This is a genomic window from Chryseobacterium cucumeris (assembly GCF_016775705.1).
GTDB classification, from domain to species: domain Bacteria; phylum Bacteroidota; class Bacteroidia; order Flavobacteriales; family Weeksellaceae; genus Chryseobacterium; species Chryseobacterium cupriresistens.
Genome location: NZ_CP068760.1, coordinates 2,196,331 through 2,222,065 on the forward strand (window position 1 = coordinate 2,196,331; position 25,735 = coordinate 2,222,065).

At 36.8% G+C, this 25,735-nt stretch carries 22 protein-coding genes and 1 pseudogene; 3 read left to right on the forward strand and 20 right to left on the reverse strand.

The features are described from left to right. Positions 1–61: 61 nt before the first annotated feature. The 12 genes and pseudogenes from JNG87_RS09960 to JNG87_RS10015 form a co-directional block, all read right to left on the reverse strand. The gene (locus tag JNG87_RS09960) at positions 62–1,114 is read right to left on the reverse strand and encodes an alpha/beta hydrolase (protein WP_202843816.1); all 1,053 of its coding nucleotides are present in this window, start codon (positions 1,112–1,114) and stop codon (positions 62–64) included. Next, positions 1,098–2,372, reverse strand: coding sequence for a PepSY-associated TM helix domain-containing protein (locus JNG87_RS09965; RefSeq protein WP_238349706.1), 1,275 nt, complete (start codon positions 2,370–2,372; stop codon positions 1,098–1,100). The genes JNG87_RS09960 and JNG87_RS09965 overlap by 17 nt, the downstream gene beginning before the upstream one ends. Before the next feature lie 217 nt (positions 2,373–2,589). Continuing rightward, complete coding sequence (locus tag JNG87_RS09970; RefSeq protein ID WP_202843820.1) at positions 2,590–4,740, reverse strand: TonB-dependent siderophore receptor; 2,151 nt, start codon at positions 4,738–4,740, stop codon at positions 2,590–2,592. A 157-nt stretch (positions 4,741–4,897) separates the two neighbouring features. Beyond that, positions 4,898–5,359, reverse strand: a complete 462-nt coding sequence (locus JNG87_RS09975) for a hypothetical protein (RefSeq protein ID WP_202843822.1) — start codon at positions 5,357–5,359, stop codon at positions 4,898–4,900. A 52-nt stretch (positions 5,360–5,411) separates the two neighbouring features. Beyond that, entirely contained in the window at positions 5,412–5,912 is a 501-nt protein-coding gene (locus JNG87_RS09980) for a hypothetical protein (RefSeq protein ID WP_202843823.1), read from the reverse strand. 156 nt (positions 5,913–6,068) lie between these two features. Beyond that, a complete protein-coding gene (locus JNG87_RS09985; protein ID WP_202843824.1) occupies positions 6,069–6,440 on the reverse strand; it encodes a hypothetical protein in 372 nt (123 codons plus the stop codon). Between the two features lie 129 nt (positions 6,441–6,569). Then, positions 6,570–7,028 carry a hypothetical protein gene (locus tag JNG87_RS09990; protein WP_202843825.1) on the reverse strand — a complete coding sequence of 153 codons (459 nt, stop codon included), beginning with the start codon at positions 7,026–7,028 and terminating at the stop codon, positions 6,570–6,572. A gap of 9 nt (positions 7,029–7,037) precedes the next feature. After that, positions 7,038–7,481, reverse strand: a complete 444-nt coding sequence (locus JNG87_RS09995) for a hypothetical protein (RefSeq protein ID WP_202843826.1) — start codon at positions 7,479–7,481, stop codon at positions 7,038–7,040. A gap of 118 nt (positions 7,482–7,599) precedes the next feature. Then, positions 7,600–10,782 (reverse strand): carbamoyl-phosphate synthase large subunit, encoded by a 3,183-nt coding sequence (gene carB / locus JNG87_RS10000; protein WP_202843830.1) that lies wholly within the window; start codon positions 10,780–10,782, stop codon positions 7,600–7,602. Positions 10,783–10,841: 59 nt separating this feature from the next. Next, positions 10,842–11,196 (reverse strand): annotated as a pseudogene (locus JNG87_RS10005) (four helix bundle protein). A 41-nt stretch (positions 11,197–11,237) separates the two neighbouring features. Then, positions 11,238–12,311: a carbamoyl phosphate synthase small subunit gene (locus JNG87_RS10010; protein WP_121487400.1), complete on the reverse strand. Its 1,074-nt coding sequence runs from the start codon at positions 12,309–12,311 to the stop codon at positions 11,238–11,240. A 117-nt stretch (positions 12,312–12,428) separates the two neighbouring features. Further along, on the reverse strand, positions 12,429–13,319 hold the full coding sequence (locus JNG87_RS10015; protein ID WP_110011104.1) for an aspartate carbamoyltransferase catalytic subunit: 891 nt from the start codon (positions 13,317–13,319) through the stop codon (positions 12,429–12,431). A gap of 240 nt (positions 13,320–13,559) precedes the next feature. On the opposite strand from JNG87_RS10015, the gene JNG87_RS10020 reads away from it, so the two are divergent. Continuing rightward, entirely contained in the window at positions 13,560–14,021 is a 462-nt protein-coding gene (locus JNG87_RS10020; protein WP_002980286.1) for an Lrp/AsnC family transcriptional regulator, read from the forward strand. Between the two features lie 431 nt (positions 14,022–14,452). Here the strand turns inward: JNG87_RS10020 and argH are convergent, their stop codons facing one another. The 8 genes from argH to JNG87_RS10060 all read right to left on the reverse strand — a co-directional run bounded on the left by argH (position 14,453) and on the right by JNG87_RS10060 (position 23,386). Next, on the reverse strand, positions 14,453–15,757 hold the full coding sequence (gene argH, locus JNG87_RS10025) for an argininosuccinate lyase (RefSeq protein ID WP_110011105.1): 1,305 nt from the start codon (positions 15,755–15,757) through the stop codon (positions 14,453–14,455). A 260-nt stretch (positions 15,758–16,017) separates the two neighbouring features. Beyond that, positions 16,018–17,100: a M20 family metallo-hydrolase gene (locus JNG87_RS10030; protein WP_202843832.1), complete on the reverse strand. Its 1,083-nt coding sequence runs from the start codon at positions 17,098–17,100 to the stop codon at positions 16,018–16,020. Further along, the gene (gene argB, locus JNG87_RS10035) at positions 17,075–17,869 is read right to left on the reverse strand and encodes an acetylglutamate kinase (protein ID WP_202843834.1); all 795 of its coding nucleotides are present in this window, start codon (positions 17,867–17,869) and stop codon (positions 17,075–17,077) included. The genes JNG87_RS10030 and argB overlap by 26 nt, the downstream gene beginning before the upstream one ends. Before the next feature lie 68 nt (positions 17,870–17,937). Then, complete coding sequence (locus tag JNG87_RS10040; protein WP_202843836.1) at positions 17,938–18,894, reverse strand: N-acetylornithine carbamoyltransferase; 957 nt, start codon at positions 18,892–18,894, stop codon at positions 17,938–17,940. A gap of 240 nt (positions 18,895–19,134) precedes the next feature. After that, positions 19,135–20,274 (reverse strand): aspartate aminotransferase family protein, encoded by a 1,140-nt coding sequence (locus tag JNG87_RS10045; protein ID WP_202843838.1) that lies wholly within the window; start codon positions 20,272–20,274, stop codon positions 19,135–19,137. A 260-nt stretch (positions 20,275–20,534) separates the two neighbouring features. Further along, positions 20,535–21,500: an N-acetyl-gamma-glutamyl-phosphate reductase gene (gene argC / locus JNG87_RS10050; RefSeq protein WP_202843840.1), complete on the reverse strand. Its 966-nt coding sequence runs from the start codon at positions 21,498–21,500 to the stop codon at positions 20,535–20,537. A gap of 52 nt (positions 21,501–21,552) precedes the next feature. After that, positions 21,553–22,749, reverse strand: a complete 1,197-nt coding sequence (gene argG / locus JNG87_RS10055) for an argininosuccinate synthase (protein ID WP_202843842.1) — start codon at positions 22,747–22,749, stop codon at positions 21,553–21,555. Next, positions 22,721–23,386 (reverse strand): GNAT family N-acetyltransferase, encoded by a 666-nt coding sequence (locus tag JNG87_RS10060; RefSeq protein WP_238349707.1) that lies wholly within the window; start codon positions 23,384–23,386, stop codon positions 22,721–22,723. The genes argG and JNG87_RS10060 overlap by 29 nt, the downstream gene beginning before the upstream one ends. A 160-nt stretch (positions 23,387–23,546) precedes the next feature. Here JNG87_RS10060 and JNG87_RS10065 point away from each other — a divergent pair, with 160 nt between their 5' ends. Together JNG87_RS10065 and JNG87_RS10070 are read left to right on the forward strand one after the other, a co-directional pair. Continuing rightward, positions 23,547–23,963, forward strand: coding sequence for a helix-turn-helix domain-containing protein (locus JNG87_RS10065; RefSeq protein WP_062670701.1), 417 nt, complete (start codon positions 23,547–23,549; stop codon positions 23,961–23,963). Positions 23,964–24,255: 292 nt separating this feature from the next. Continuing rightward, positions 24,256–25,635, forward strand: a complete 1,380-nt coding sequence (locus tag JNG87_RS10070) for a porin (protein ID WP_202843844.1) — start codon at positions 24,256–24,258, stop codon at positions 25,633–25,635. Positions 25,636–25,735: the final 100 nt, after the last annotated feature.

A 25,735-nucleotide genomic window follows, 5' to 3' on the forward strand; every position in this document is an offset into this window, starting at 1 on the left:
GAATCAAGATATAAAAAACCAAATCTGTTGGTAAACGGATTTGGTTTTTATTTTCAATGCATTATTGCTCAGGATAATAGTTGTCTTTCAGATTCATAAAATAAGTTTCGGGCTCTTTAAAACCATTACTTTTCATAAATTTGATCACTACATTCAGATAGGCCTCTGAAGGAATAAAATCTGTTCCCATCTTTTCGGAAAACTTTTTATAGTCTTCTTCAAGCAGTTTGGGATTTTTGGCAAGTTGTTTTATATCGGTTCTGAAACCTTTGAATATAAACTTTAATGCTTCATAATTTCCGGGATAGGAAACAGTTCCGTGGGTTTCTCCTTCGAAAAAGCTATGTTTATAGTTTAATGATCCGTTTTTTTCTATCATTCCTTTAAATTCTTCAATAGCCTGGGTCATATCGGAGTTCCAGTTTTTCTGCTGTTCTTCATTGTCTGCCTGAGAAACATACAAAGATTTTTTTGCAGGAAAGTTCTTATTCTTTTCCAGATACTCTTTCGTTCTTTTGATGGTTACTTTATTGTCCCACCATAAACTGGGATCATTCGCAACATAAGCATTGAAATAATCCGGATGTAAAAGGAAGGTATTGATCGCAAACAGACCTCCGAAAGAATGGCCTACCAACACTGAATAATCCTGTGTTCTGTAGTTTTTATTAACGAATGGCTTCAATTCTTCCTGCATGAATTTCAGAAAGTCTTCACTTCCGCCACTGTCTGCAAAAAGAGTGACATTAGGGTTTACAGGACTTTTCTTTTCAGACTTTGTCGGGGTAAGATCTCTTGTTCTTTCTGTATTTTTTATGCCTATCACAATACATTCAGGAATGTCGGCATAGGGAGTTCTGGCAATGAAATCCGTTAATCCTGTGTAATATTCAAAATTGATTTCTCCATCCAGAAGATAGATCACCGGATATTTAGCAGGATTGATAGTATTGTCGTTATAGGTTTTAGGAAGATGAATCCAGATTTCTCTGTTTTCGTTTAAAACTTTTGAAAATAGTTTTTGTTTTTCTCCTATCACCAGTTTGTCCTGAGCTTTTCCGGAAGTAAATACTAAAAGTAGTGAGAGGGCAATAATTTTAAACCAGCTGTTCATGGTGCGAATCTTTTCTGTGTTGATGAATGTTCTTAATTTCTTTATTCTTTTTGGGCGATTTGTTTCCTCTGCCCCACCAGATCAGGAATCCGGTAACCGGCAGACTTGTACAGATGATTCCGATAATGAATGTGAATATTTTACCGAACATTCCGCCCCAATACCCTACATGAAGGTCAAAGTTCATGTGCTCTATCACTTCGTGCTTCTGTACTTCTTCAGGATAATCAATTTCTTTTCCGGTGTATTTGTTGGTTTCCATCCTTTTTCCGTTGATAAGGCTTTTCAGACCAATAAACTGAGCTGCCACCACATGATAGACCGTTGCAGAATCATTTCTCGGAATACTCATTCTGAACTGTTTTGCATCAGGAAACTCCTTAAATTTTCTGTCAAGAAAATCAGTATAGGTCAGAGCTTTTTTCTCCGGATCAAACTTAGGTTCATATTTTTCTGCAATGGTATGGGCATCCACGGCTCCTCCGAAAGCCTGCTGGGTAAGATCGGTTAAGACCTTGTATGCCATAATCAATCCTGTAATGGTAATAAACACAGCCGGAAGCAATGAATAAAACCCAAAGACATTATGGAAATCGTAGTTTTTCCTGCGCCATTTCGTTCCGGATTTGATTTTAAAAGCAGTTGTTCTGGTTGTTTTGTTCCATTTTTTTGGCCACCAAAGAATCAGTCCACCGATAAGCTGAACAAAAAAGATGATGGAAGCAACGCCAACCACCGTTTTCCCAAACTTTCCTGCCAATAGCTGCGCATGAATATGGGCTACAACATAGAAAAACTCATAGCTTTTGGTAGAACCGATTACTTTTCCGGTGTAAGGGTCAAGATAATGATAGGCAAATACACCTCGTGGACCACGGCCTTTTTTCTTTGGTTTGTCTGCCTTGTCCGCACTTTTATCTTTAGGAGGCTTCGTTGCTGAAGCTACTCTGAAACTTCTGTCAGCATCTTTGTAGGTATCAAAATAGAACGCTTTTCTGTCCGGAACCTGCTGGTGAAAGTGGGCAAGCAACTCTTCGGGGGTCATTTTTTCTGCATTAGCCGGAGCCTGGACATATTTTGCGCTTCCGCCGCACAGATCAATGATTTCGTCACAGAAGACAAATACAGTTCCCGAAAGAGTAACAGTAAGCACAATGATTCCGGAAACCAGGCCGAGCCATAGATGCAGCCAGCCGGTGATCCTTTTGGTAAGGGATTTACCCTGCTTTTTTTTAGGATTCGTTTTATTATTTTTCATATCTGTTTTCATCCAATCAACAATGTAAGTGTAGAAAATGCAAAGGCGCAATTGTATTTATAATGGCGTGTTTGTAAAGTGAAAAGAGTTATTTCTGCTGCCGTTTACTTTAGCATATTTCAAGGCTTCAGAAATAGATATATTATAAATCAAAGCTTTGCACCTTTGCGGTTTTCCTCCTTATATTTTCGTTGAGATTATTTTTGTTTTTTTAGATTTAAAATTTGAATGCAAAATTGGCAAGAATTTCTCTTGGCTTCTGTGGCTGTCCGTAGAAGTTCCAGTATTTTTCATTCAGCGCATTATTCATTTTCAGACCGATTCTGTATTTTTTCCTGTCATAAAAAACTGTAGCACCTACCGTAGTATAAGAAGGAGCAAGAAAATGATTGGTGATGTTGATATAGGTCTGGTCTACAAAATTAAATCCGGCTCCGAAACCAAGTCCTTCATATGCACCATCCATAATTTTGTAGCTTGTCCATAGATTGGCAACATGTTTTGGAGTCCAGGCAATTCTTTTTCCGCTGTCTTTGCTGCGGTCATCATATTTGTTATCGTTATAACCATATCCGGCAACGATATTCCATCCTTTGAAAGGGTTGGCAATGATGCCTATTTCCAGTCCCTGACTTTTGATATTCCCATCCTGAATACTTCCTATTCCGCCTGGATCTGCAACCAGTCTGTTTTTAACATTAATATTATAGTAACTCACGGTCGTCAGTAGTTTTTTATGGAACAGATCCACTTTAAAACCAGTTTCAATCTGATTTCCCTGTTCAGGATCCCACTTTGTCAGGATACCCACTTCATTCAGTGATGGAGCATAGTTTTTAAATCCATTCACATAATTGGCAAAGAATGAGATCTGATCTTTTACAATTTCATACACCAATCCGAACTTTGGTGAAAACTGGGTCTGGCTGTAACCGGAAACTTTATTTTCAGGATATCCGTTTTTGGTAGAGATCTCTACACCATTTACCACCATATCATCATTTTTATAGCTGTCTACTCTCAAACTGGCCATTACCAGCAAATTATCTGTGATATTTAAAACATTGGAAATATAACCGCTGATGGTTCTGAATCTTGTAATATCCGATTCTGTGGATTTTCTTTCCTTATTCATGAATTTGTTTCTTGAGATAGGATCCCATGCGGAAGAGCTGTCGAGATTCACTTTATCATAAGGCATGAAAACATTACTGTATCCGTTGGCCTCATAGTAAGGGAACTGATATTTTGTTGTTTGCTGGAAGTAATCTATTCCTACTACCAGACGGTTTCTTAACCCTGCTATTTTAAAATCTCCTGTAAAATTCTGCTGGATATTGTCTGTGGTCACTTTAAAGCTGTCAAAAGGACGGATCATTCTTTCTACCTGATTATTATTCAGATATCTGAGTACTAAAAAGATAGATTCGCTTTCATTGGCTTCTCCTCTTTGGTAAGATGTCCTTGACGTCCACTGGTCATTGAATTTATGGGTAACCTCAGCCATCGTTACAAAGTTGGTTCTTTTGGAGCCGATATCATTACTAGTAAACGCTCTTTTGTAGGCTACTTCCAGGTCTTTCATGGAGTGTAAGGTCAGCTTTTCTGAGTTTCTTACATAAGCATTCAATGTTTTATCCGGAGCATGGAACTCGGTATCAAGTGTCACTGTGGTTTTGTCGCTTACTTTATACAGAACGCTTCCGGAGAAGAATAATCCTTTGTTATACCCTGCATCCTGAAAAGAATCCTGGGAATAGGCTGCCACATTGAATCTTGCCAAAGCTGTTTTTTCTTTGTTCAAAGGGGTGTTTACATCGGCTGTGATTCTGTTCATTCCCCAGCTTCCGGTGGTATAATTGATAATTCCTCCGAAATTTTCCTGTGGTTTTTTCGTAACGATATTCACCACACCGCCATAATTGGCTAATGTTCCTCCGAATAAAGTTCCGGATGGACCTTTTATTACTTCTACTCTCTCGATATTAGCGATCTCAGACTGCACTCTTGGGTTTTGAGTCAGTCCGTTTCTGAAACTGGCATTGGAACTGAAACCTCTCATAAAAATATCATTTCCACTGTCGTTTACACTATTGCTTACGACCACTCCTGGAGCAGAAGCCATCGCTGTGTTGAAATCCATGGCTCCCATTTCACTGATGATTTCTTTGGGAACAAGATTATAAACAGTAGGGTTTTCAAGATTTTCCAGAGGAAGCCTTGCGATAGATTCAGATTTTTTTGTTCTGTAATTGTGAGTTCCCTGGAGCGATACGGATTGAATTTCAGCCACTTTAATGGTATCTGTTTGCTGGGCACTCAGCATCGTTACGGCTAATAGAGCTGCAGAAATAATAGTTTTTTTCATGTTTATAATTAAGTTAGTTCTACAAAATTATTTTATTTTTATTAATTCTAAATAAAAACATGACACAAATCATAAAACTTCTACCATAGAATAGCCTATAAATAAAGGGTTTTCGAAAATTCCGAAAACCCTTTATTCAATCAATATATAAGTTTTTTTATTTATTTTTCCAATTTTTAATCATTTTCATATAGCGATCAATATTAATTTTTTCCTCCCGCAAAACATTACCTTCTATTTCTTTTGCGTTTGTATTATCCGCATACACAATTGTTTTGCCCAATACGGGATATATAATGAATAATGAGTCAAAAGTTTTGCCACAGCTTTCATTATAATAATTTTTCTCAATAACAATCTTCTTTATTTTTTCATTTTCAGAAAAAAAATATCTTTTGGTATTTTCTCCACATTCTGGATGATTATTAAACTCAAGACCTTTTAATTTTCCATCTTTAAGATAGGCATAAGCAGGATGTAAAATATCACCATTGGATAAAACCTGATCAGAATCAAAAACAAATTTTTCAAATTCTTTTTTGTAATTTTTGCTAACAGGATTACATTGAAATAGTAATAGCAGTCCGAAAATACTCAGGACACAATTCTTTTTTACCATAAGGCCAATAAAAATAAAGGTAACTTATTGCTAAAGTTTTAATTTAACTGTCTTATATAACAGCAGCGGCCATCATCGACATATAATAATTGGCGCAATGCAGTGCATTAATTAAAACGATTTCTTTTTCCGGAAGGGTTTCATAGGCATCAGAGGTGGTGATCTGGTATTCGTAATTCATAGAAGTCCATTTCAGATGGGGTTTTATGATCATCAGCTCGATGCCGTCCTGAGCTGTAAGGACAAATGATTCTTTAAAAATGCCTCTGTGTTTAAAAAGATAGCCATTCTTCACGCCGTCAAAATAAGTCTGCACTACAATTTCCCCGTTCCAGTTCATTCTGAATTTCAGAAGGACTCTTTCCTGATCTTTCAGCTCAATGGTAGTTCCCCAAAAACCTTTCGGCTCTACCTGATAGATCTTACCATTTGCAATTTCAATGACAGCATTAAATTTAAACCAACTTGTGTAAGCAAGTTTCCCAATTAATTTTTCTTCTTTTGTAATTTCAAAAGTTAAAGAATTGCTTGATTTTGCATAATATTCTGCCATGGTTATATTTTGATTTGGTGGAATTGTATTAGTTTTTAAATAATAATAACAGCTTGAATTTTAACGCTCTAATTTATAAATAATTCGGCAAACATAAATGCATTTTTAGGTTGATGTGATTAAAATAATTGATAATTAATCGAAAGTTGTGTGTTTTCAATCAAGTTTTTCATAATAATGGTTTGAATCTGCATTTAGACTAATTTTAGGCTTTTCAAAAATCCCATTTAAAAAATAGGTTTTGTAAGCAGCTGGTTGACCAAAATCAGTATAATGAAGTTCTATTTCAGGATTTATTCCATTATATAATTTATATGTACCCATTCCATAAAATTTACTTCTAAATGTATTGTCTTCATATAAAACTAAAGTATCAGCAGTGTGAGGAGCTTCCACACAGCAAATTGGCTTATCAAAATTCATGTTAATATATTTTCCATAGATATCCTGCTTTTTTAATGGAAAATTGATATTGAGAATACATATAACTCCTAATACAAAAGTGAGCGCAAATAGTGTTTTTTTCATAGAATAATTGATAATACCACAATATTCTTTTTAACCGAAATATTGACTAAACTAAATTATAGAATTTATATAGAAAAACCTCATAAATTGCTGAAATGTATGAGGTTTAAACTGTTTTTCAGATCAATTTCATTTAATCTTTGTAAGTGTCATTGTTTCATCATGATCTATACTTTCAGGCCGTTTCCCATTCATGTTGATCAGCATAAGGAATTTTGAATCGTTAACAGGTACGATAATTCCTAGCAGTCTTCCTTTTTCCTGATTATCTTTTAGTGCAATAAAATCAATATGAATTGGTGTCGTTTCCACATCAATTTTATATTTGAGTTCACCCTTTTGTCCATTATTAGGACCTCCGTGAATGATAAAATTCTTGCCGTCAATTTCTTCCCCGTTAATTGTAATAGATACATATCCATCTTTAGTAAAGCCTGCTTTGCCTTTACTCTTCCAGTAATCAATGGATTCCCAGTTTCCAACAATATTAAACTGGGATTTTTGAGCTTTGGCCTGAAAACCCATAATAAGTATAAACGCTATTACGCTTTTTAGAAAAGTCTGTTTTATTTTCAAATAAAAATTCATAGTAAACTTTTAATTAATTTTATAAACATAACCCTTACTGATATATCTGCTTTTATTTATTAATTCTGAAGGATAAAAAATGGTTCCATTAATCTCAACACTTTTAATCCTATATCTCCAACTACCATTATGGCTTGTGTAAATTTTTGTTGTTGAATTTGGATAAAGTTCAAGGACAATGGAAGAATCTTTTATTTCTATTTTTTCAAGAGACTTTGGATTTTTGATTTTATAGAAAGATCGAGGGGACAATATTCTATTTTCATAATTAAATGCAAAGCTATTAACCTCATTATCAATTGATTTTGAGATAGGATAACTGTAATTGATCTTAATTATTTTTTTAGATCCAGTCAGGTTTTGAATATAGAAATCAGTTATCCAGGAACATCCTGAAAGCACTGTTATGAAAATACAACATAGAAATCCTATCGTAATTGATTTTATACTCATTATATTGAAGTTTAAATGGCTTTTGCAAAAATAAACAGAATCCTCTCTGTTTAGATTAAATGATAAAAAAATTCCGCAAGAAAACTTGCGGAATTTAAGTATTTATTCTGGCTCGAAATTACATTGTCTCCATTTTGAAGCTCATGCTTTCGATTACTTTTAGAATTGCTTCTACCGTATCCATTGAAGTTAAACAAGGAACACCGTTTTCCACACTCATTCTTCTGATCTGGAATCCGTCTCTTTCTGCCTGCTTACCTTTTGTAGTGGTATTCACAACATACTGAACTTTTCCTTTCTGGATCAGGTCGATAAGATTTACACTTTCTTCTCCTATTTTGTATCCGATCTTGCAAGGGATTCCTTTTTCTTCGAAGAACTTCGCAGTACCTTCCGTAGCCCAGATTCTGAATCCAACTTCATGGAATCTTGCTGCAAGAGCTGCTGCTTCATCTTTATGCTTATCAGCTACTGTGAACAGGATAGATCCGTGCATAGGAACTTTTCTTCCCGCTGCTACCAATCCTTTGTAAAGTGCTTTTTCAAGGGTTGTATCTTTTCCCATAACTTCTCCTGTAGACTTCATTTCAGGGCCTAAAGAGATATCAACTTTCGTTAGTTTTGAGAAAGAGAATACCGGCACTTTTACAAATACTCCTTCTTTGTTTGGAACTAATCCGTTTTCGTAGCCTAAATCTTTCAGTTTTTGTCCCAGAATTGCCTTTGTAGCAAGATTCGCCATTGGAACTTCTGTGATTTTAGATAAGAAAGGAACTGTTCTTGAAGAACGAGGGTTTACTTCGATTACATATACATTTCCTTCGAAAAGAACGTACTGGATATTCATTAATCCGATAACATTCAGTCCTTTTGCCAGTCTCTGCGTATAATCTACCAAAGTATCGATTTCACTCTGAGAGATATTCTGTGGAGGATATACCGCGATTGAGTCTCCGGAGTGAACCCCTGCTCTTTCGATGTGCTCCATAATTCCAGGAATCACTACCGTTTCACCGTCACAGATTGCATCTACTTCAATTTCCTTTCCTACCATGTATTTGTCTACCAATACAGGGTGCTCAGGGCTTGCTTCTACTGCATTTTCCATGTAGTGAGCCAGTTCTGCTTCTGCGTATACAATTTCCATTGCTCTACCTCCAAGAACGTAGCTTGGACGTACCAATACCGGATATCCGATTTCGTTGGCAATTTTTATAGCTTCTTCTTTCGAAGTTGAAGTTCTTCCTTTTGGCTGAGGAATTCCAAGCTCCTGAAGTGCTTTTTCAAACTTATCTCTGTTTTCAGCTCTGTCAAGATCTTCCAGTGAAGTTCCTAAGATCTGTACTCCGTGAGCGGCTAGTTTATCGGCAAGGTTAATCGCTGTCTGCCCTCCGAACTGTACCACTACTCCTTTTGGTTTTTCAAGCTCGATGATGTTCATTACATCTTCTTCTGTAAGCGGTTCGAAGTAAAGTTTATCTGAAATTGAGAAGTCTGTAGAAACTGTCTCAGGGTTGTTGTTGATGATAATCGCTTCGTAACCCATTTCTTTGATTGCCCATACCGAGTGAACGGTTGCGTAATCAAACTCAACACCTTGTCCGATTCTGATAGGTCCTGAACCTAGTACGATGATTTTTTCTTTGTCTGAAACAACACTTTCGTTTTCTTCTTCGTAGGTTCCATAGAAGTAAGGTGTTTCACTTTCAAATTCAGCAGCACAAGTGTCTACCATTTTGTAAACCGGCATGATTCCGTTTTCTTTTCTGAAGTTGAAAACCTCACGCTCTTTTACATCCCAAAGAACAGCGATATTGATGTCTGCGAAACCTAATCTCTTCGCTTCAATCAGGGTTTCTTTATCAAATTTGTTGTCAGCGATTACTTTTTCGAAATCAACCAGTTTTTTTAGTTTCCAGATAAAGAACTTGTCGATTTTACTCCATTCTACAATCTGCTCCCAGTCGTATCCTCTTCTTAAAGCATCTCCGATGATGAATAATCTTTCGTCATCACATACTCTGATTCTTCTTTCGATTTCTTCAGCAGTAAGTGCCTGAGCCTGCTTTGTTTTTAATCCTAAATGTTTGATTCCTGTTTCTAATGAACGGATCGCTTTTTGTAAAGATTCTTCCAGGTTTCTTCCGATCGCCATTACTTCACCAGTTGCTTTCATCTGAGTAGAAAGTCTTCTGTCTGCCGTTTCGAATTTATCGAATGGGAATCTTGGGAATTTCGTTACCACATAGTCAAGAGCCGGCTCAAAACATGCGTATGTTTTTCCTGTTACCGGGTTCATGATTTCATCCAGAGTTAATCCAACTGCGATCTTCGCAGCAATCTTTGCAATCGGGTAACCTGTTGCTTTACTTGCCAATGCTGATGAACGGGAAACTCTAGGGTTTACTTCGATGATATAGTAATCGAATGAATGCGGATCCAAAGCTAACTGTACGTTACATCCACCTTCAATTCCTAATGCTCTGATGATTTTCAGTGAAGCATTTCTCAGTAACTGATATTCTCTGTCTGAAAGCGTCTGAGAAGGTGCTACTACGATTGAATCTCCTGTGTGAACACCTACAGGGTCTATATTTTCCATGTTACAAACCACAATGGCGTTGTCGTTTGCATCACGCATTACTTCGTATTCAATTTCTTTGAAACCTGCGATTGATTTTTCGATAAGACACTGTGTAACCGGGCTGTGTTTTAATCCCAATTCAGCGATTTCTTTCAATTCAGCTTCTGTGGAAGCGATACCACCTCCGGTACCACCCATTGTAAAGGCAGGACGAACAATTACAGGATATCCGATTTCATCTGCGAAAGCAAGCGCTCCTTCTACCGTATTGACAATATCAGATTCCGGTACCGGCTCGTTCAGTTCTCTCATCAGCTCACGGAAAAGGTCTCTGTCTTCTGCTCTGTTGATGGCAGAAAGCTTGGTTCCCAATACTTCCACTTTGCACTCTTCAAGAATTCCTGATTTCTCCAGTTCTACCGCCATATTCAGACCTGTCTGGCCTCCAAGAGTTGGTAATAAAGCATCCGGACGTTCTTTTCTGATGATGTGGCTTACAAACTGTAATGAAATCGGCTCGATATATACTTTATCAGCGATTTCCACATCCGTCATGATCGTTGCAGGGTTTGAGTTGATCAAAATTACCTTGTAGCCTTCTTCTTTCAGAGACAGACAAGCCTGCGTTCCTGCGTAATCAAATTCAGCAGCCTGACCAATGATGATAGGTCCTGAACCGATTACTAAAATTGTTTTTATATCTGTACGTTTTGCCATTTTTCTTTTTTTAGATACAAGATGTTAGATGTCAGATTTCAGACTTCCAACAGGTTGTTTTACTTTTTTAAATTAGATTTGAATGTATAAATCATTCTTTGAATTTCATTTAGATTTGATATTAAACCATTAACATTTTCTGCTTCAAGTAAATTTAATTCTCTAGTTAAAATTAACTGGGTCTGTAACTCAAAGGAGGATGCATTTGCTATTCCAAGAAAATGATAAAATTCTCTATCATTATTTCTTCCTGCACCTTCAGCTATATTTGAAGGAATAGAGATTACAGATCTTTTAAATTTGAGAAATCAAACCAAACTTTTCATCTTTAGGTAACTCTGCACAAATGATATAAACCTGTTTTGCAAGTTCAATAGATTTCTGCCAAAAGACTAATTTTTCAAAATTATGCATGATAAAGTCTGCTATCTGATGTCTAATATCTGAAGTCACTCTTATTTCTTAAAGTCCTCCATCATTTGAATAAACTCATCAAACAGGTAGTTTGCATCTTCAGGACCAGGGCTCGCTTCAGGGTGATACTGAACGGAGAAGCAAGGGTGGATTTTGTGTTTTAATCCTTCGTTTGTTCTGTCATTCAGGGCGATGTGCGTTTCGATAAGGTCTGTCCCTTTTAAACTTTCCTGATCTACCGCATATCCGTGGTTTTGAGAAGTAATGGCTACTGTATTTTTCTCCAGATCCAATACCGGGTGGTTTCCTCCTCTGTGTCCGAATTTCAGTTTGAAAGTTTTGGCTCCACAAGCAAGACCAATTAACTGGTGTCCTAAACAGATTCCGAAGATTGGGACTTTTCCTAATAATCCTCTGATCATGTCTAAAGCATGGGGTACATCTTCAGGGTCACCAGGACCGTTTGACAACATAATTCCGTCCGGATTCATCAACAGGATTTCTTCTGCTGTGGTATCCTGAGAAACCACGATGATGTCACAGTTTCTCTGAGACAGTTCTCTGATAATTCCCAGTTTGGCTCCGAAATCTACCAATACTACTTTGAAACCTCTGTTTGGATTAGCATAAGGTGTTTTTGTAGAAACCTCCTCAACCTGATTGGTAGGGAAAGTTGTTGATTTCAATTCAGAAGCTACTGCCGTTTCGTCAGCATCAGCATTTACAATTTTTCCTTTTACTACTCCATGGTTACGAAGAACTCTTGTCAGTCTTCTGGTGTCGATTCCTGAAATTCCTGAAAGGTTTTTCTTTTTAAATAATTCATCTAAAGTGATCTGAGTACGGAAATTGGAAGGAAGATCGCAAAGTTCTTTTACGATAAGCCCTTTGATTGCCGGCTCGATACTTTCATAATCATCACGGTTAATACCATAATTCCCGATAAGCGGATAGGTCATACAAACTATCTGACCGCAATACGATGGGTCAGAAATCAATTCCTGATACCCTGTCATTCCGGTATTGAAAACTACTTCCCCTGCAGTTTCCAATTCTGCTCCGAAACCTTCTCCATGAAACACTTCACCGGACTCCAGTATTAATTTTTTCTTCATTTTAAACTTTTATCTCTTATTATTTTATTATACGTCATTAACAGGTCGCCCTTACAGGGCTCTTTACCTTTTTACTTTTTACTTTTTACTTTCACCTTGGCTCTTTCACCTTGGCTCTTATTTAAAAGTATACCCTTTGCTTTCCAATGCTCCTTTTAAGATGGCCATTCTTGCGAATACTCCGTTTTGCATTTGCTTGAAAACTCTTGATCTTTCGCATTCCACAAGATCCGAATCTATTTCCACTCCTCTGTTGATGGGAGCCGGATGCATGATGATCGCTTCTTTTTTCATCGCCTTTTCTCTTTCTTTCGTCAGACCATATCTTTTATGGTATTCTGAAGCGGTGAAGCTCATTGCGGAATCATGTCTTTCGTGCTGGATTCTTAATAGCATTAACACATCCACTTCGCCGATCAGTTCATCTACCGACATATAAGTTCCGTTGATCAAAGCTCCTTCGTCAAACCACTGTTCCGGTCCTGAGAAGTATACTTTGGCTCCCAGTCTTCTTAGCGCCTCTGCATTTGAGTTGGCTACACGGCTGTGTTTTACATCTCCTACAATTCCTACTTTCAATCCTTCAAACTTTCCGAATTCCTGATAGATAGTCAGCAAATCCAGCATACATTGTGAAGGGTGGTTTCCTGTTCCGTCTCCTCCGTTGATCACCGGAATGTTAATATTTTTCAGTTCTTCAAAGTATCTGTCTTTCTTATCGCGGATTACTACAAGGTTCACTCCTATACTTTCAATAGTCTTTACAGTGTCATAAAGACTCTCCCCTTTGTTTACCGAACTGTGTGATGCATCAAAAGGAACTACCTGAAGTCCCAGTTTTCTTTCTGCAAGATCAAAACTTGTTTTTGTTCTTGTACTGTCTTCGAAGAAAAGATTTGAGCAAAAAACTTCTCCTTCAATTTTAGCAGTTTTACCGTTTGCAAAAGCCAGTGCTTCTGTCAGTATACTGTTGATTCTCTCGGTGCTTAGTTCTGTAATCGTAAACATATTTCTAATTTTTGGGCATAAAAAAAGCGAAGACAACAATCTTCGCTAATAACAATAAATATCGTAAAGGGCGCTTTCGCCCGGTAAATCTAATGATATAAATGCTTTTTTATTCATTAGGTGCAAAGATACAACAATTTTATGAACTGGCAAAAATTATGTTTAAAATAAATTAAAAACTTCAGTCTTCCCTTATTCTCATTTAAAATTAATATTTTTGTTAACACTCAAATTTATTCTATGGATTTAAAAGACAAAATGATTCTCAGCATTATTCAGGAAGACTCTACATTATCGGTAAAAGAAATTTCCGAAAAGATAGGTCTTACCTTTACTCCTACGTATGAGCGAATCAAACAACTGGAGAAACAGGGGATCATTCAGAAGTATGTGGGACTTTTAAACCGTGAAAAACTGGGTTTAAATATTGTAGTCTATTGTAATGTGCGTCTCAAGGAACAATCCAAGAAAGTTTTGGAAACTTTTGAGAACCATATCGGAAAATATGATGAAGTACAGGAAATCATCAGTCTTTCCGGAGAGTACGACTATATGTTGAAGATTATTGCCAAGGACATCAATTCTTATAACGAATTTGCGGTTAATGTTATTTCAAACATTCCCAATATCGGGCAGTACCACAGTTCCATTGTCCTTCACGAGGTAAAAAAATCTACCAAATTTAAAATTGATCTGGAATAATCCCTTCTATTTTAAACTCATTATTCATTCCTATTTCAATTGCTGAAAATCTTTGATTTTCTTGCGTCTTAAAAGAGTAATATTTATTATACAATTCCTTGCGCCTTTGCGTATACCAACCTTTTCATTTCTACTATTTTGTTAGAAAACGCAAAGACGCAAAAGAAATTTATAAACTTTATGCTGTAAGGCGCAAAGATTTTATCTCCGGTAAAATTTTATACAGCAGATTTAATCTCAATTTCCAACCATAGTCAGTTTAAAGATCAATCATCAAATTCAAAGAGCAGAGTAAAATCCAACCATTAAGATCACTTAAGCAGATAAGATTTAAGATTAAGGCTTCCACAACGAAAAGACAGCAGGCTAAAATAATTTTAGAAATTCTACTGATTTTTGCCTAAGTTTTGATGACCTTAATGGCTTAGATTCTAACCCAATAATTTATTTTTCAGTTTATTGAACTGATATTCTATTTTATCCAGACAAAGATTTCCTATACTTCCCTGATGGGTATGTTCAAGATTTCCGGGTTCAAATTCAAACGTATTGTTTTCAATCTCCTGCCCTACTTTTACATAAGCATCACGGAAAGAGCTTCCGCTTTTCACCTCTTCATTGATCTTTTCCACACTGAAAAGGTATTTGTATTTCTCGTCCTCCAGAATCCCGTCTTTCACCTTAATATTCGGTAAAGTATAGCTTAAGATTTCCAGACATTCCTTTAAAGAATCTATCGCAGGGAAAAGAATTTCTTTTGTCAGCTGTACATCTCTGTGATATCCTGAAGGCAGATTGCTTGTTAAAAGGATCAGTTCGTTTGGAAGTGACTGAATTCTGTTGCATCGTGCACGAACCAGCTCAAAGATATCCGGATTTTTTTTGTGCGGCATAATACTGCTTCCCGTAGTAAATTCTTTTGGAAAACTGATAAAATCAAAGTTCTGGCTCAGATAAAGACATACATCATAAGCGAACTTGCCAAGCGTTCCCGCTAAAGTAGCCATCGCCATGGCCAGCATTTTTTCTGACTTTCCACGGGTCATCTGAGCATATACAGAGTTGTAATTCATGGACTGGAAGCCTAAGTTATAGGTGGTACTTTCACGATTGATCGGAAAAGACGAACCATAACCAGCTGCTGATCCCAGTGGATTTTTATTAATGATATTCTTCACTGAAAACAGCATTTCCACATCATCCAAAAGCGCTTCTGCATAAGCTCCGAACCACAACCCAAATGATGAAGGCATCGCAATCTGAAAATGGGTGTATCCCGGAAGCAGAACATTTTTATGCTGATCTGCCAGCTGAATTAAAATCTGAAAAAACTCGTCTGTAAGGGCTGTAATTTCACGGATTTCATCCAATAAATACAATTTGATATCCAGTAAAACCTGATCATTTCTTGATCGTGCCGTATGGATTTTCTTTCCCGTATCTCCTAATTCTTCAATCAGGATCGCTTCTACCTGAGAATGGATATCCTCAGCTTCTTTATCAATTTCAAAAGTCCCATCCTCAATTTGATTTAAAATACTATTTAAAACAGATAACATCTGCTCTGATTCTTCTTTTGTAATAATGCCGGTTTCTGCCAGCATTTTACAATGTGCCATAGAACCTTTAACGTCATATTTGGCTAAACGCTCGTCGAAGTCAAGATCTTTACCGACTGTAAATTGATTGACTAATATATTGGTGGCAAGGTCATCCTTCTGCCATATTTTTTTCATGATAATATTTGATTTAAATATTTGTTGGTTTTGACATGCCCGGCAAGGCAATCCTTATTACTAATAACTATAAAAAAACATTTCCTTATGTAAAGCTTTCATTTTTAATTTTCTTTTTGCATAAATCTTATTAAAAACTGAACTTCTAGAGCCTGCCGGACGGAGTCAAAACATATATTGAGCTGGAAGCCTGAGGCTGGAGGCAGGAAGCTAATAACATACTGCAAAAACTTCCCTCTTCCTACACCCATCTTCCATTTTTATAACACTTTTTCTAAAATGCTGATGTAAATTTCTATTCCTTCTTCTATTTCATGGATATAGATAAATTCATCTGCTGTATGAGAGCGCCTGCTGTCTCCAGGACCTATTTTCACTGATGTACATGGAATAATCGCCTGATCTGAGGAAGTAGGTGAACCATAGGTTGTCCTTCCGACTTCAATTCCTGCTTTTACAAACGGGTGATCCATTTCGATCTTGGAGGAATTCAGCCTGAACGATCTTGCTTTTAATGTAGATTTCATCTGAGACTGAATGATTTCAAATGCTTCCTGATTGGAATATTCATCCGTTACCCTCACATCCAATGTAAAATTGCACGATTCCGGAACCACATTATGCTGTACTCCTGCATGGATTCCTGATAAAGTAACTTTAACTTCGCCCAGATATTCTGAAACCTTCGGAAATTTAAAGGAAAGAATATTCTGCAGATCCTGCATACATTTTACAATTGAGTTATCATCATTAGGATGAGCGGCGTGAGAAGGAGTACCTTTCATTTCTCCATCAATCACAAGAAGTCCTTTTTCTGCAATCGCCAGGTTCATCTGCGTGGGTTCTCCTACAATGGCGAGTTCTACGTTGGGTAGCTGCGGAAATAAGGCTTCGATTCCATCAAATCCTGAAATCTCCTCCTCTGCCGTCAAAGCAATAACTAAATTATATTTTAAATCTTCTTTATCATAAAAATGTAAAAAAACCTGTGCCATAGAAACCAGAGAAGCTCCTGCATCATTGCTTCCCAATCCGAACAGTTTACCTTCTTTTTCGATCGGTACAAACGGATCAAGTGTATAAGCTTTATTAGGCTTTACCGTATCATGATGGGTATTCAGTAAAACAGAAGGCTTAAACACATCAAAGTGTTTGTTCACCGCCCAGATATTGTTTTTAAAACGTTTGGTAGGAATCTGATGTTTTTTGAAAAAATTTTCAATCTCTACCGACGTATTGAATTCATCTTTACTGAATGAAGGAATCTCAATCAAATTTTTAAGCAATCCGACCGCGTTATTCAACAGTTCTTCTTTATTATAAACAGATTTCAGTTCCTGCATGATGATTTTCTATATGGTTTTTCAGTTCTGTTTCTTTGATCAGAAACACTTTATTTACATTATTTTTTATCGCTCCAAGAGCATTTTCAAGTTTGGGTAAAATCCCTTTATGAAGTTTTCCTTCTTCTTTTAATACCGTGAATTCTTCTTCATTGACACTTCTGATCACCGATTCCGGATCATTCACATCTTCCAAAACACCTTCTTTATCAAAACAATACAACAGTTCAACTTCATATTTCTCAGACAAAGCCTGCGCCATCACAGAAGCAATGGTATCTGCATTGGTATTGAAAAGATTTCCTTTTCTGTCGTGGGTAATCGCAGAAAATACAGGAACAAGATCCAGTTTGATGAGTTTTGAAACCAGCTTTCTGTTTACACTTTTCTTGGTAATATCCCCCACAAATCCAAAATCGATTTCAGGATGTTCTCTTTTCTTAGCTTTAATTAAATTTCCGTCTGCCCCCGAGAATCCTATGGCATTGCATTTTTTCTGCTGCAGCTTTTCAACAATATTTTTATTAATTCCTCCCGCATACACCATCGTTACAATGTCCAAAGTTTCTTTATCCGTAATCCTCCTGCCATTGATCATTTTCTGCTCAATGCCCAGTCTATCAGCCAGCGTTGTTGCCAGCTTGCCACCGCCATGAACAAGGATTTTCTTTTCAGTAATTTCAGAAAACTGTTCTAAGAATTGGCTTAATAATTCCTCATCATCAATTAAAGCTCCGCCAATTTTTATGATGTATAACTTTTCTTTCATTGTAAACATTTTGGGATACTTGATCTTTTCTATCCTTGTCAAGGTTTTGAACCTTGACAAGGATTATTTTAAGCTTTTAATTCATCTAAAATTTCACTGAATACGGCTTGTGCAGAGAAAATCCGGTTTTTTGCCTGCTGATAAATGATAGAATGGTCTCCATCCATCACCTCATCACTCAATTCTACATTACGGCGAACCGGAAGGCAGTGCATTACTTTCGCATTATTGGTATTGGCTAATTTTTCATTCGTGAGCATCCAGTTTCCCCTCACTTCTGGCATTGCAGCATAATCATCAAAAGAAGACCAGTTCTTCACATAGATAAAGTCTGCATCTTTCAACGCTTCATCCTGATCATGGATTACTTTCACATCTTTGGTAAAGTTTTTATCTAAATCATACCCTTCGGGATTAGCAATCACCAATTCCACATCCATTTCCTGCATCCATTCTGCGAAAGAATTTCCAACAGCATGAGCGATAGGCTTGATGTGTGGCGCCCATGTTAATACTACTTTTGGTTTATAGTCTTTTTTCCAGTTTTCTGTAATGGTGATGCAATCTGCAAGACTTTGTAAAGGATGGCGTGTAGCTGATTCCAGAGAAATGACAGGTACTTTTGCATGCTTTTCAAACTGGCTCAGGATGCTTTCATTCACATCATCTTCTTTGCTCTTCATCCCTGCAAAACAACGTACCGCAATGATATCACAATATTGATTTAACACTTCAATAGCATCTTTGATATGTTCTACCGTGTCTCCGTTCATTACCGCTCCATCAGCAAATTCAAGATTCCAGGCTTCCTGTGCTGCATTTAACGTCAATACATTCAACCCAAGATTTTGAGCTGCAATCTGACTGCTCAGACGGGTTCTCAAACTTGAATTTAAAAATACAAGTCCGATTGTTTTTCCCTTTCCTTTTTGTGTTTCAGTAAGGGGGTCTGCTTTTATCTGTAAAGCTTTTTTTATGATTTCCTGTAAGTTTTCTACATCACTTACAGAGGTAAATTTTTTCATTTTAAACTAATTTTAAAGATTGTGTTTACACATTGATTGTTGATCTAACCACAAAAGGCACAAAAGTTTTTACTAAAACACTTTAGAACACTTAAGTTTTAAAAGTTGATTATTTTGAAAATATATAAGCTCACAGAAGAAGAAAATCAAAGATTTTCGAAAACTTAAGTGCACTTCTTAAGCCTGTAGTATTTTCTTAAAATCACTTAAGTGTTTAAATTCTTTTGTGACTTTTATGGTTTAAATATTTCCAAGCACTGCTTTCAAAGCATTGATGAAAAGATCCGTTTCCTCTTTTTTGATATTCAGTGCCGGAAGAATCCTCAACACGGTTTTATCATTAGAGTTTCCTGTAAAAATATAATGATCAAAAAGGAGTTCTTTCCTTACTTCTGAACAGTCTCTGTCGAGTTCTATTCCGATCATCAATCCTTTCCTTCGGATAGATTTAATATGTGGTAAATCTTTAATTTCATTTTCAATATACTCACCCATCTGTTGCGCATTTTCAAGAAGATTTTCATCTTTCATGACATCCAGCACAGCAATAGAAGCGGCACAGGCAAGGTGGTTTCCTCCAAATGTCGTTCCCAGCAAACCGTTGCTTGCCTGGAATTTAGGATGGATTAAAACTCCGCCCACAGGGAAACCATTCCCCATTCCTTTTGCTGTAGTAATAATGTCTGCCTCAACACCAAATTCCTGATGGGCAAAGAAATATCCACTTCTCCCATACCCGGACTGCACTTCATCCAAAATAAGAACAGTATCATATTTTTCACATAATTCTTTGATTTTAGATAAAAATTCCGGTGTTGGAATCATAATTCCTCCTACTCCCTGAATTCCTTCGATGATTACAGATGAAATTTCATTTCCAAATTTTTCAAAGGTTTCTTCAAGCTCTTGTATATCATTCCATTCTGATTTGATAAATCTTTCAGAAAAATTAACCGGAGCTACAATTTTCGGATTATCAGTCACTGAAACCGCTGCAGAGGTTCTGCCGTGAAATGAGCCTGAAAAGTAAAGCACTTTGCTTTTTCCGTTATGAAATGAAGCCAGCTTCAATGCATTTTCATTGGCTTCTGCTCCGGAATTACACAGGAAAAGGTTATAATCTTCATATCCTGAAAGTTTACCCAGTTTTTCCGCTAACTCCGTCTGCAATTCATTCTGAACAGAATTGGAATAGAAAGAAATTTTTTCAAGCTGATCTTTCAGCTTATTCTGATAGTGTGGATGGTTGTGCCCGATAGAAATCACAGCATGACCTCCGTAAAAATCAAGATATTGCTCTCCTTTGTCATCCCACAGAAAAGATCCCTGTGCTTTAACCGGATTTATGTTGAATAATGGATATACGTTGAATAAATTCATTTTTTTATTTTTTATTTTTCTTTTGTCTTAAAACAAAAGAAACAAAAGTTCAAGACCTGGAAACTTCCGCTAAAAATTAGTTCTATTCACTAAAAATTCTAAAACTTGTGCGAAATTCGAATTGGTTCTTCGGTTCTCTATTTTCCTCGCACTTCGAACAGTAGAATTTTCTTAACGTTCATAGAATTAATTTTCTTAACGCTCCATTTTCCTAAGTCGGATTTACTTTCTGTTAAAATTCTCAATTACTTACCGTCAATTTAAAATGCTATCGGTTTCAGGTTTAATCCTGCATTTTCCTCCCAGTTCATAGCCAGATTCATATTCTGTACGGCCTGCCCCGAAGCACCTTTTAACAAATTGTCAATCGCTGAGTGAATAACGACCACATTTCCACTCTTTTCGATTTGAATCACACAGCCATTGGTATTGACAACCTGCTTTAAATCCACTGCCTTCCTGCTTACTGTAACAAAAGGCTCCTCTGCATAAAAATCCTGATACAACTGTTCTATTTCCTCCAGCTCCAGATCCGTCTTCATGGTGGAACTTGTAAAAATCCCTCTTGCAAAATCTCCTCTCCAAGGAACAAAGTTCAGGTTTACTTCTTTATTATTGAATGAAATCAGCTGCTGTAAAATCTCATCCACATGTTGATGTGTTAAGGTTTTATAGGCTGAGACATTATCATTTCTCCAGGTAAAATGAGTCGTTGCCTGCAGAGACTGCCCGGCTCCTGTAGAACCCGTAATCCCTGTGGTAAAGACTTCATTCAACACTCCTTTTTCCGCCAATGGCAGCAAGGCCAACTGAATAGCCGTAGCAAAACATCCCGGGTTGGCAATACTCTTAGCACCCGTTAGTTGTTTTTTATTAATTTCAGGCAATCCGTAGATAAAATCTCTTTTTCCGAAATTTCCTTCTAAACGAAAATCGTTTCCAAGATCAATCACCAGCGTTTCATCTTTGACAGGGTTCTGCGTTAACCAGTTTTGACTTTCTTTATGTGGAAGACACAGAAAAAGAATATCTACGTCTTCAGGCTTATCCGTCAAAACCATTTCACAAACCGTCGTTAAATCCGGGTACAGATCCGAAATTCTTGTTCCCGAATTCGAACGACTATATAAAAAACTCAATGTCACATGGGGATGAAAAGCCAGTAAGCGTATCAGCTCACTTCCTGTATAACCGTTGGCACCAATAATTCCTACTGTTTTCTTCATTTTAATTCTGACAGCATTTTGTTCTGCCTTTCATTACATCGTCCTTGCGGAACTAGTTGATATTTTGGTTAATCTGGTGGTAAATATTTAAAGAATTGCTTACAATCTTCGTATATCCTTTTACATCTTCTCCCGTCCATGCTCTGTTCGCTTCTCCATAGCTTCCGAATTTGTCGGACATCAGATCATGATCAGATTCAATTCCATTCAAAATAAATCTGTAAGGATGAAGGGTTACAAATACTTTCCCGGTTACTGTTTTCTGAGAATCTACCAGGAAAGACTCAATATTTCTCATGACAGGATCTAAGAAAAGTGCTTCATGAAGCCAGTTTCCATACCAGTCGGATAACTGCGACTTCATCATTTGCTGATATTTTGAAAGCGTATGTTTTTCTAATAAATGATGCGCTTTGATAATCACCGATGCTGCAGCTGCTTCAAACCCCACACGTCCTTTAATTCCAACAATAGTATCACCTACATGGATATCACGGCCAATCCCATATGCTGAAGCTAATTCTTCTATTTTTTGAATGGCATATACAGAGTGCTCAAAGTTTTCTCCATTGACAGCTATAACCTCTCCGTTTTTAAACTCAATTTCAAGTTCTGAAGGCTGAGTTTCTTTAATCTGGGATGGAAAAGCTTCTTCCGGCAGGTAATTTCTGGATGTCAGTGTTTCTTTACCACCTACTGAAGTTCCCCAAAGGCCTTTATTGACAGAATACTGCGCCTTCTGGAATTCCATTTCATAACCGTGTTCTTTCAAAAACTCAATTTCTTCCTCACGGGACAAAGCCATATCACGAATTGGAGTAATAATTTCAATATTTGGACACATCACCTGGAAAATCAAGTCAAAACGAACCTGATCGTTCCCTGCTCCTGTACTTCCGTGAGCAATGGCATCTGCCTGTACTTCAATGGCATATTTTGCAATCTCTTGCGCCTGAATAGTACGTTCAGCACTTACCGATAGAGGATATGTATTATTTTTCAATACATTCCCGAAAATCAAATATTTCACACATGAATTATAGTAATCTTCCTGAGCGTCTACACACCTGTACTCTTTTACTCCAAGGTTTAAGGCTTTTCTTTCCAACTCTTTTTCTTCTTCTTTTGAAAAACCTCCGGTGTTTACAGTAACAGCATACACATCATACCCTAGTGTTTCACTAAGATATTTAGCACAGTAGGAAGTATCTAAACCTCCGCTAAACGCTAAGATGACTTTCTTTTTCATCTGGACTCTTTTTATTATTATTAATGGTCGCGTGGAATTCATCAATTTTTTTTTGAATCATTACATCATATTTATTTTCAGGCAGATTATTCACTACCTCCTCTTTTTTTTTATCATTTTCAGGAACAAATAACATAGCTGTACACAGACAGTTTTTGCGCTCCTTCATCATTAAAATCTCATAGTTCACGCAGTTTTTGCAGCCGTTCCAGAATTCTTCATCCTGAGTCAGTTCAGAATAGATCACGGGTTTATATCCCAAATCACTATTTATTTTCATTACTGCCAAACCTGTTGTTAATCCAAATACTTTTGCATCCGGATATTTATCTCTAGATAACTGGAAAACTTTCTGCTTGATCTGAGTCGCTACTCCCCCGTTCCTGAATTTCGGTGATACAATCAGGCCCGAATTGGCCACAAACTTCCCGTGCGACCAGGTCTCTATATAACAGAAACCTACCCACTCACCGTTTTCAGTGGCTACCACAGCATTGCCTTCTGAAATCTTCTTACTCAAATATTCTATGGAACGTTTTGCGATACCCGTTCCTCTACGCTGTGCAGAATCATACATTTCCTGCTGTATTTCACTCACATACATTAGATGTTCGCATGAGGAAATTTCTATTTCCATTTATTTATCTAAATTTTTTGGCAAATTTAAAATATAATTTCTTTTAAATCCAAATAAAAAAGATATTTTTTTTGTTTTAAAATTTTAAACAGGTAAAATTATCTTTATTGAAAAATATACATTTGCTAATTTATTATATATTTGCTAAAATAATATAGTTATGGAAAATACCTGTCCTAAATGCAAGAGTATCAAAGTAGTAAAAAGCGGCATTATCAACAATAAACAGCGCTTCCACTGCAAAGACTGCAATTATTATTTTACCGTTAAAAAACTGGGAAAGCAAATTGACGATTACTACGTAACCAAAGCTCTTCAGCTTTATCTGGAAGGCTTAAGTTACCGTGAAATTGAAAGAATTATCGGGGTTTCCCATGTTACCATAAGCTCATGGATTAAAAAATACAATATCACCAGACCGCCCCATTCTGAATTCCATCCTGTTTATAAGATACTAAAGCAAAGCGAACTGATTGAATATATCGCCCAGGAAGAGAATATTAAAAACTCCGGAATTATCATCACCCAATTTGCCGATAAGTATATGCTGATTAAGTGGGAACGGTTTAAGAAGTAGTACGGGGTACGGGGTACGGGGTACGAGTTACGGGGTGCGGGGTTTCGGGATGCGAGTCATGAGGTTTAAAAACAGAGGTAAAAATACTCTTATAAATAACTGTATATCAAATATTTAAAAAAAAGTATGATTTTAAAATCTTAAACACCAAACCTCGAACCCCGAATCCCGAAAATCAAAGTCTATCAAATACCAACTATACTATTACCACTAATATATATTAAATTTTCATAAATAAATTATTAATTACAATTTGGCATTCACAAAAAACAACGCCAAAAATTGATAATTTATGAAGAAATTACTTACATTCATTGGATTAGCTTTAATCAGTAGTTCCTTATACTCACAAGGTTCTCCTGATTATGGCAGTGGCTTAAAACTTAACCTCAACCAAAACGGGGATAAATTCGTCAGATTTATTTTATGGGACCAGTTTTGGGTAAGAAATACATCTATGAACCCCGGAACCATGGTAGGCGGTGAACCCACTGACAACTCATGGAGTCTGGGAAACAGAAGGTTACGTGCATTAACATACGCACAGATCTCTAAGAGATATATGATCCTGCTCCATTTCGGAATTAATAATCAGACTTTCATCAATGGCGGCGCTTCAGGCACCTCAGGAACAGGAGGTTATGGAAACGGAAAGAAAACCCAGCTGTTCTTTCATGATGCCTGGAACGAATATGCAGTTATTTTACCTGGAGAAGCGGGAAAATTCAGTTTAACTTTAGGGGCCGGACTACACTACTATATGGGGCTTTCCCGTATGACCATGGCTTCCACGCTTAACTTCCTTACATTAGATTCTCCTGTTTTTTCATGGCCTTTGATTGATAATTCAGATCAGTTTGCAAGACAGCTTGGAATGTTTGCCAAAGGAAAGTACGGAAAACTGGAATATCGTTTCAGTTTAAATAAACCTTTCGCCACAGATCTTGTTCCTGTGAATGTAACAGATCCTTCAAAAGCAGTAGCCGTAGACAATAATGGAAATCCAAGTTTTTCAAAAGCAGGGTATGTTGAATATCAGTTCCTTGATGAAGAATCCAACACACTTCCTTTTAAAGTTGGATCTTACCTGGGAACAAAAAAAGTCTTCAATGTAGGTGCCGGTTTTTATCATCAGGCTGACGGAACAAGAACTTCTGTCAATTCAAACATTGAAAAACATGATATTACCCTTTTTGCTGTAGATGCGTTTGCAGATATTCCTTTGGGTGAGGCAAAAAATAAAATGGCCGTTTCTGCCTATGCCGGATATTATAATTACAATTTCGGACCGAACTATGTAAGAAATCTGGGAACCATGAATATTGGCGCCTCTGATCCTAATTTTATAGGGAATAAAGCCATTGCAGGACCAGGAAATCTACAGCCAACCATTGGAACAGGTAATATTATCTACGCTCAGGCAGGTTTACTATTACCGAGTCAGGCAGAAAAGCCAAAAATCAGAATACAGCCTTTTGCTGCTTATACTCATAAAAGTTTTGAGGCTTTTGATAAATCTTCATCTCAGTTTGATGTCGGAGCCAATTGGTTTATAGACGGACATCACGCAAAAATAACGACACAGTATTCCACAAGACCTGTTTATACAAATCCTACGGAAAGTCCTTCTTCTAAAGGAGAATTTATTGTACAGTTTCAAATCTACCTTTAAAATTTGAACCATTAAGAATTAAGATGGATTGGGAATTGACTAAGTCGAATCTTCGATTTCTGACGAATGAAGAATCTTACTGACATCCAGACACACATGA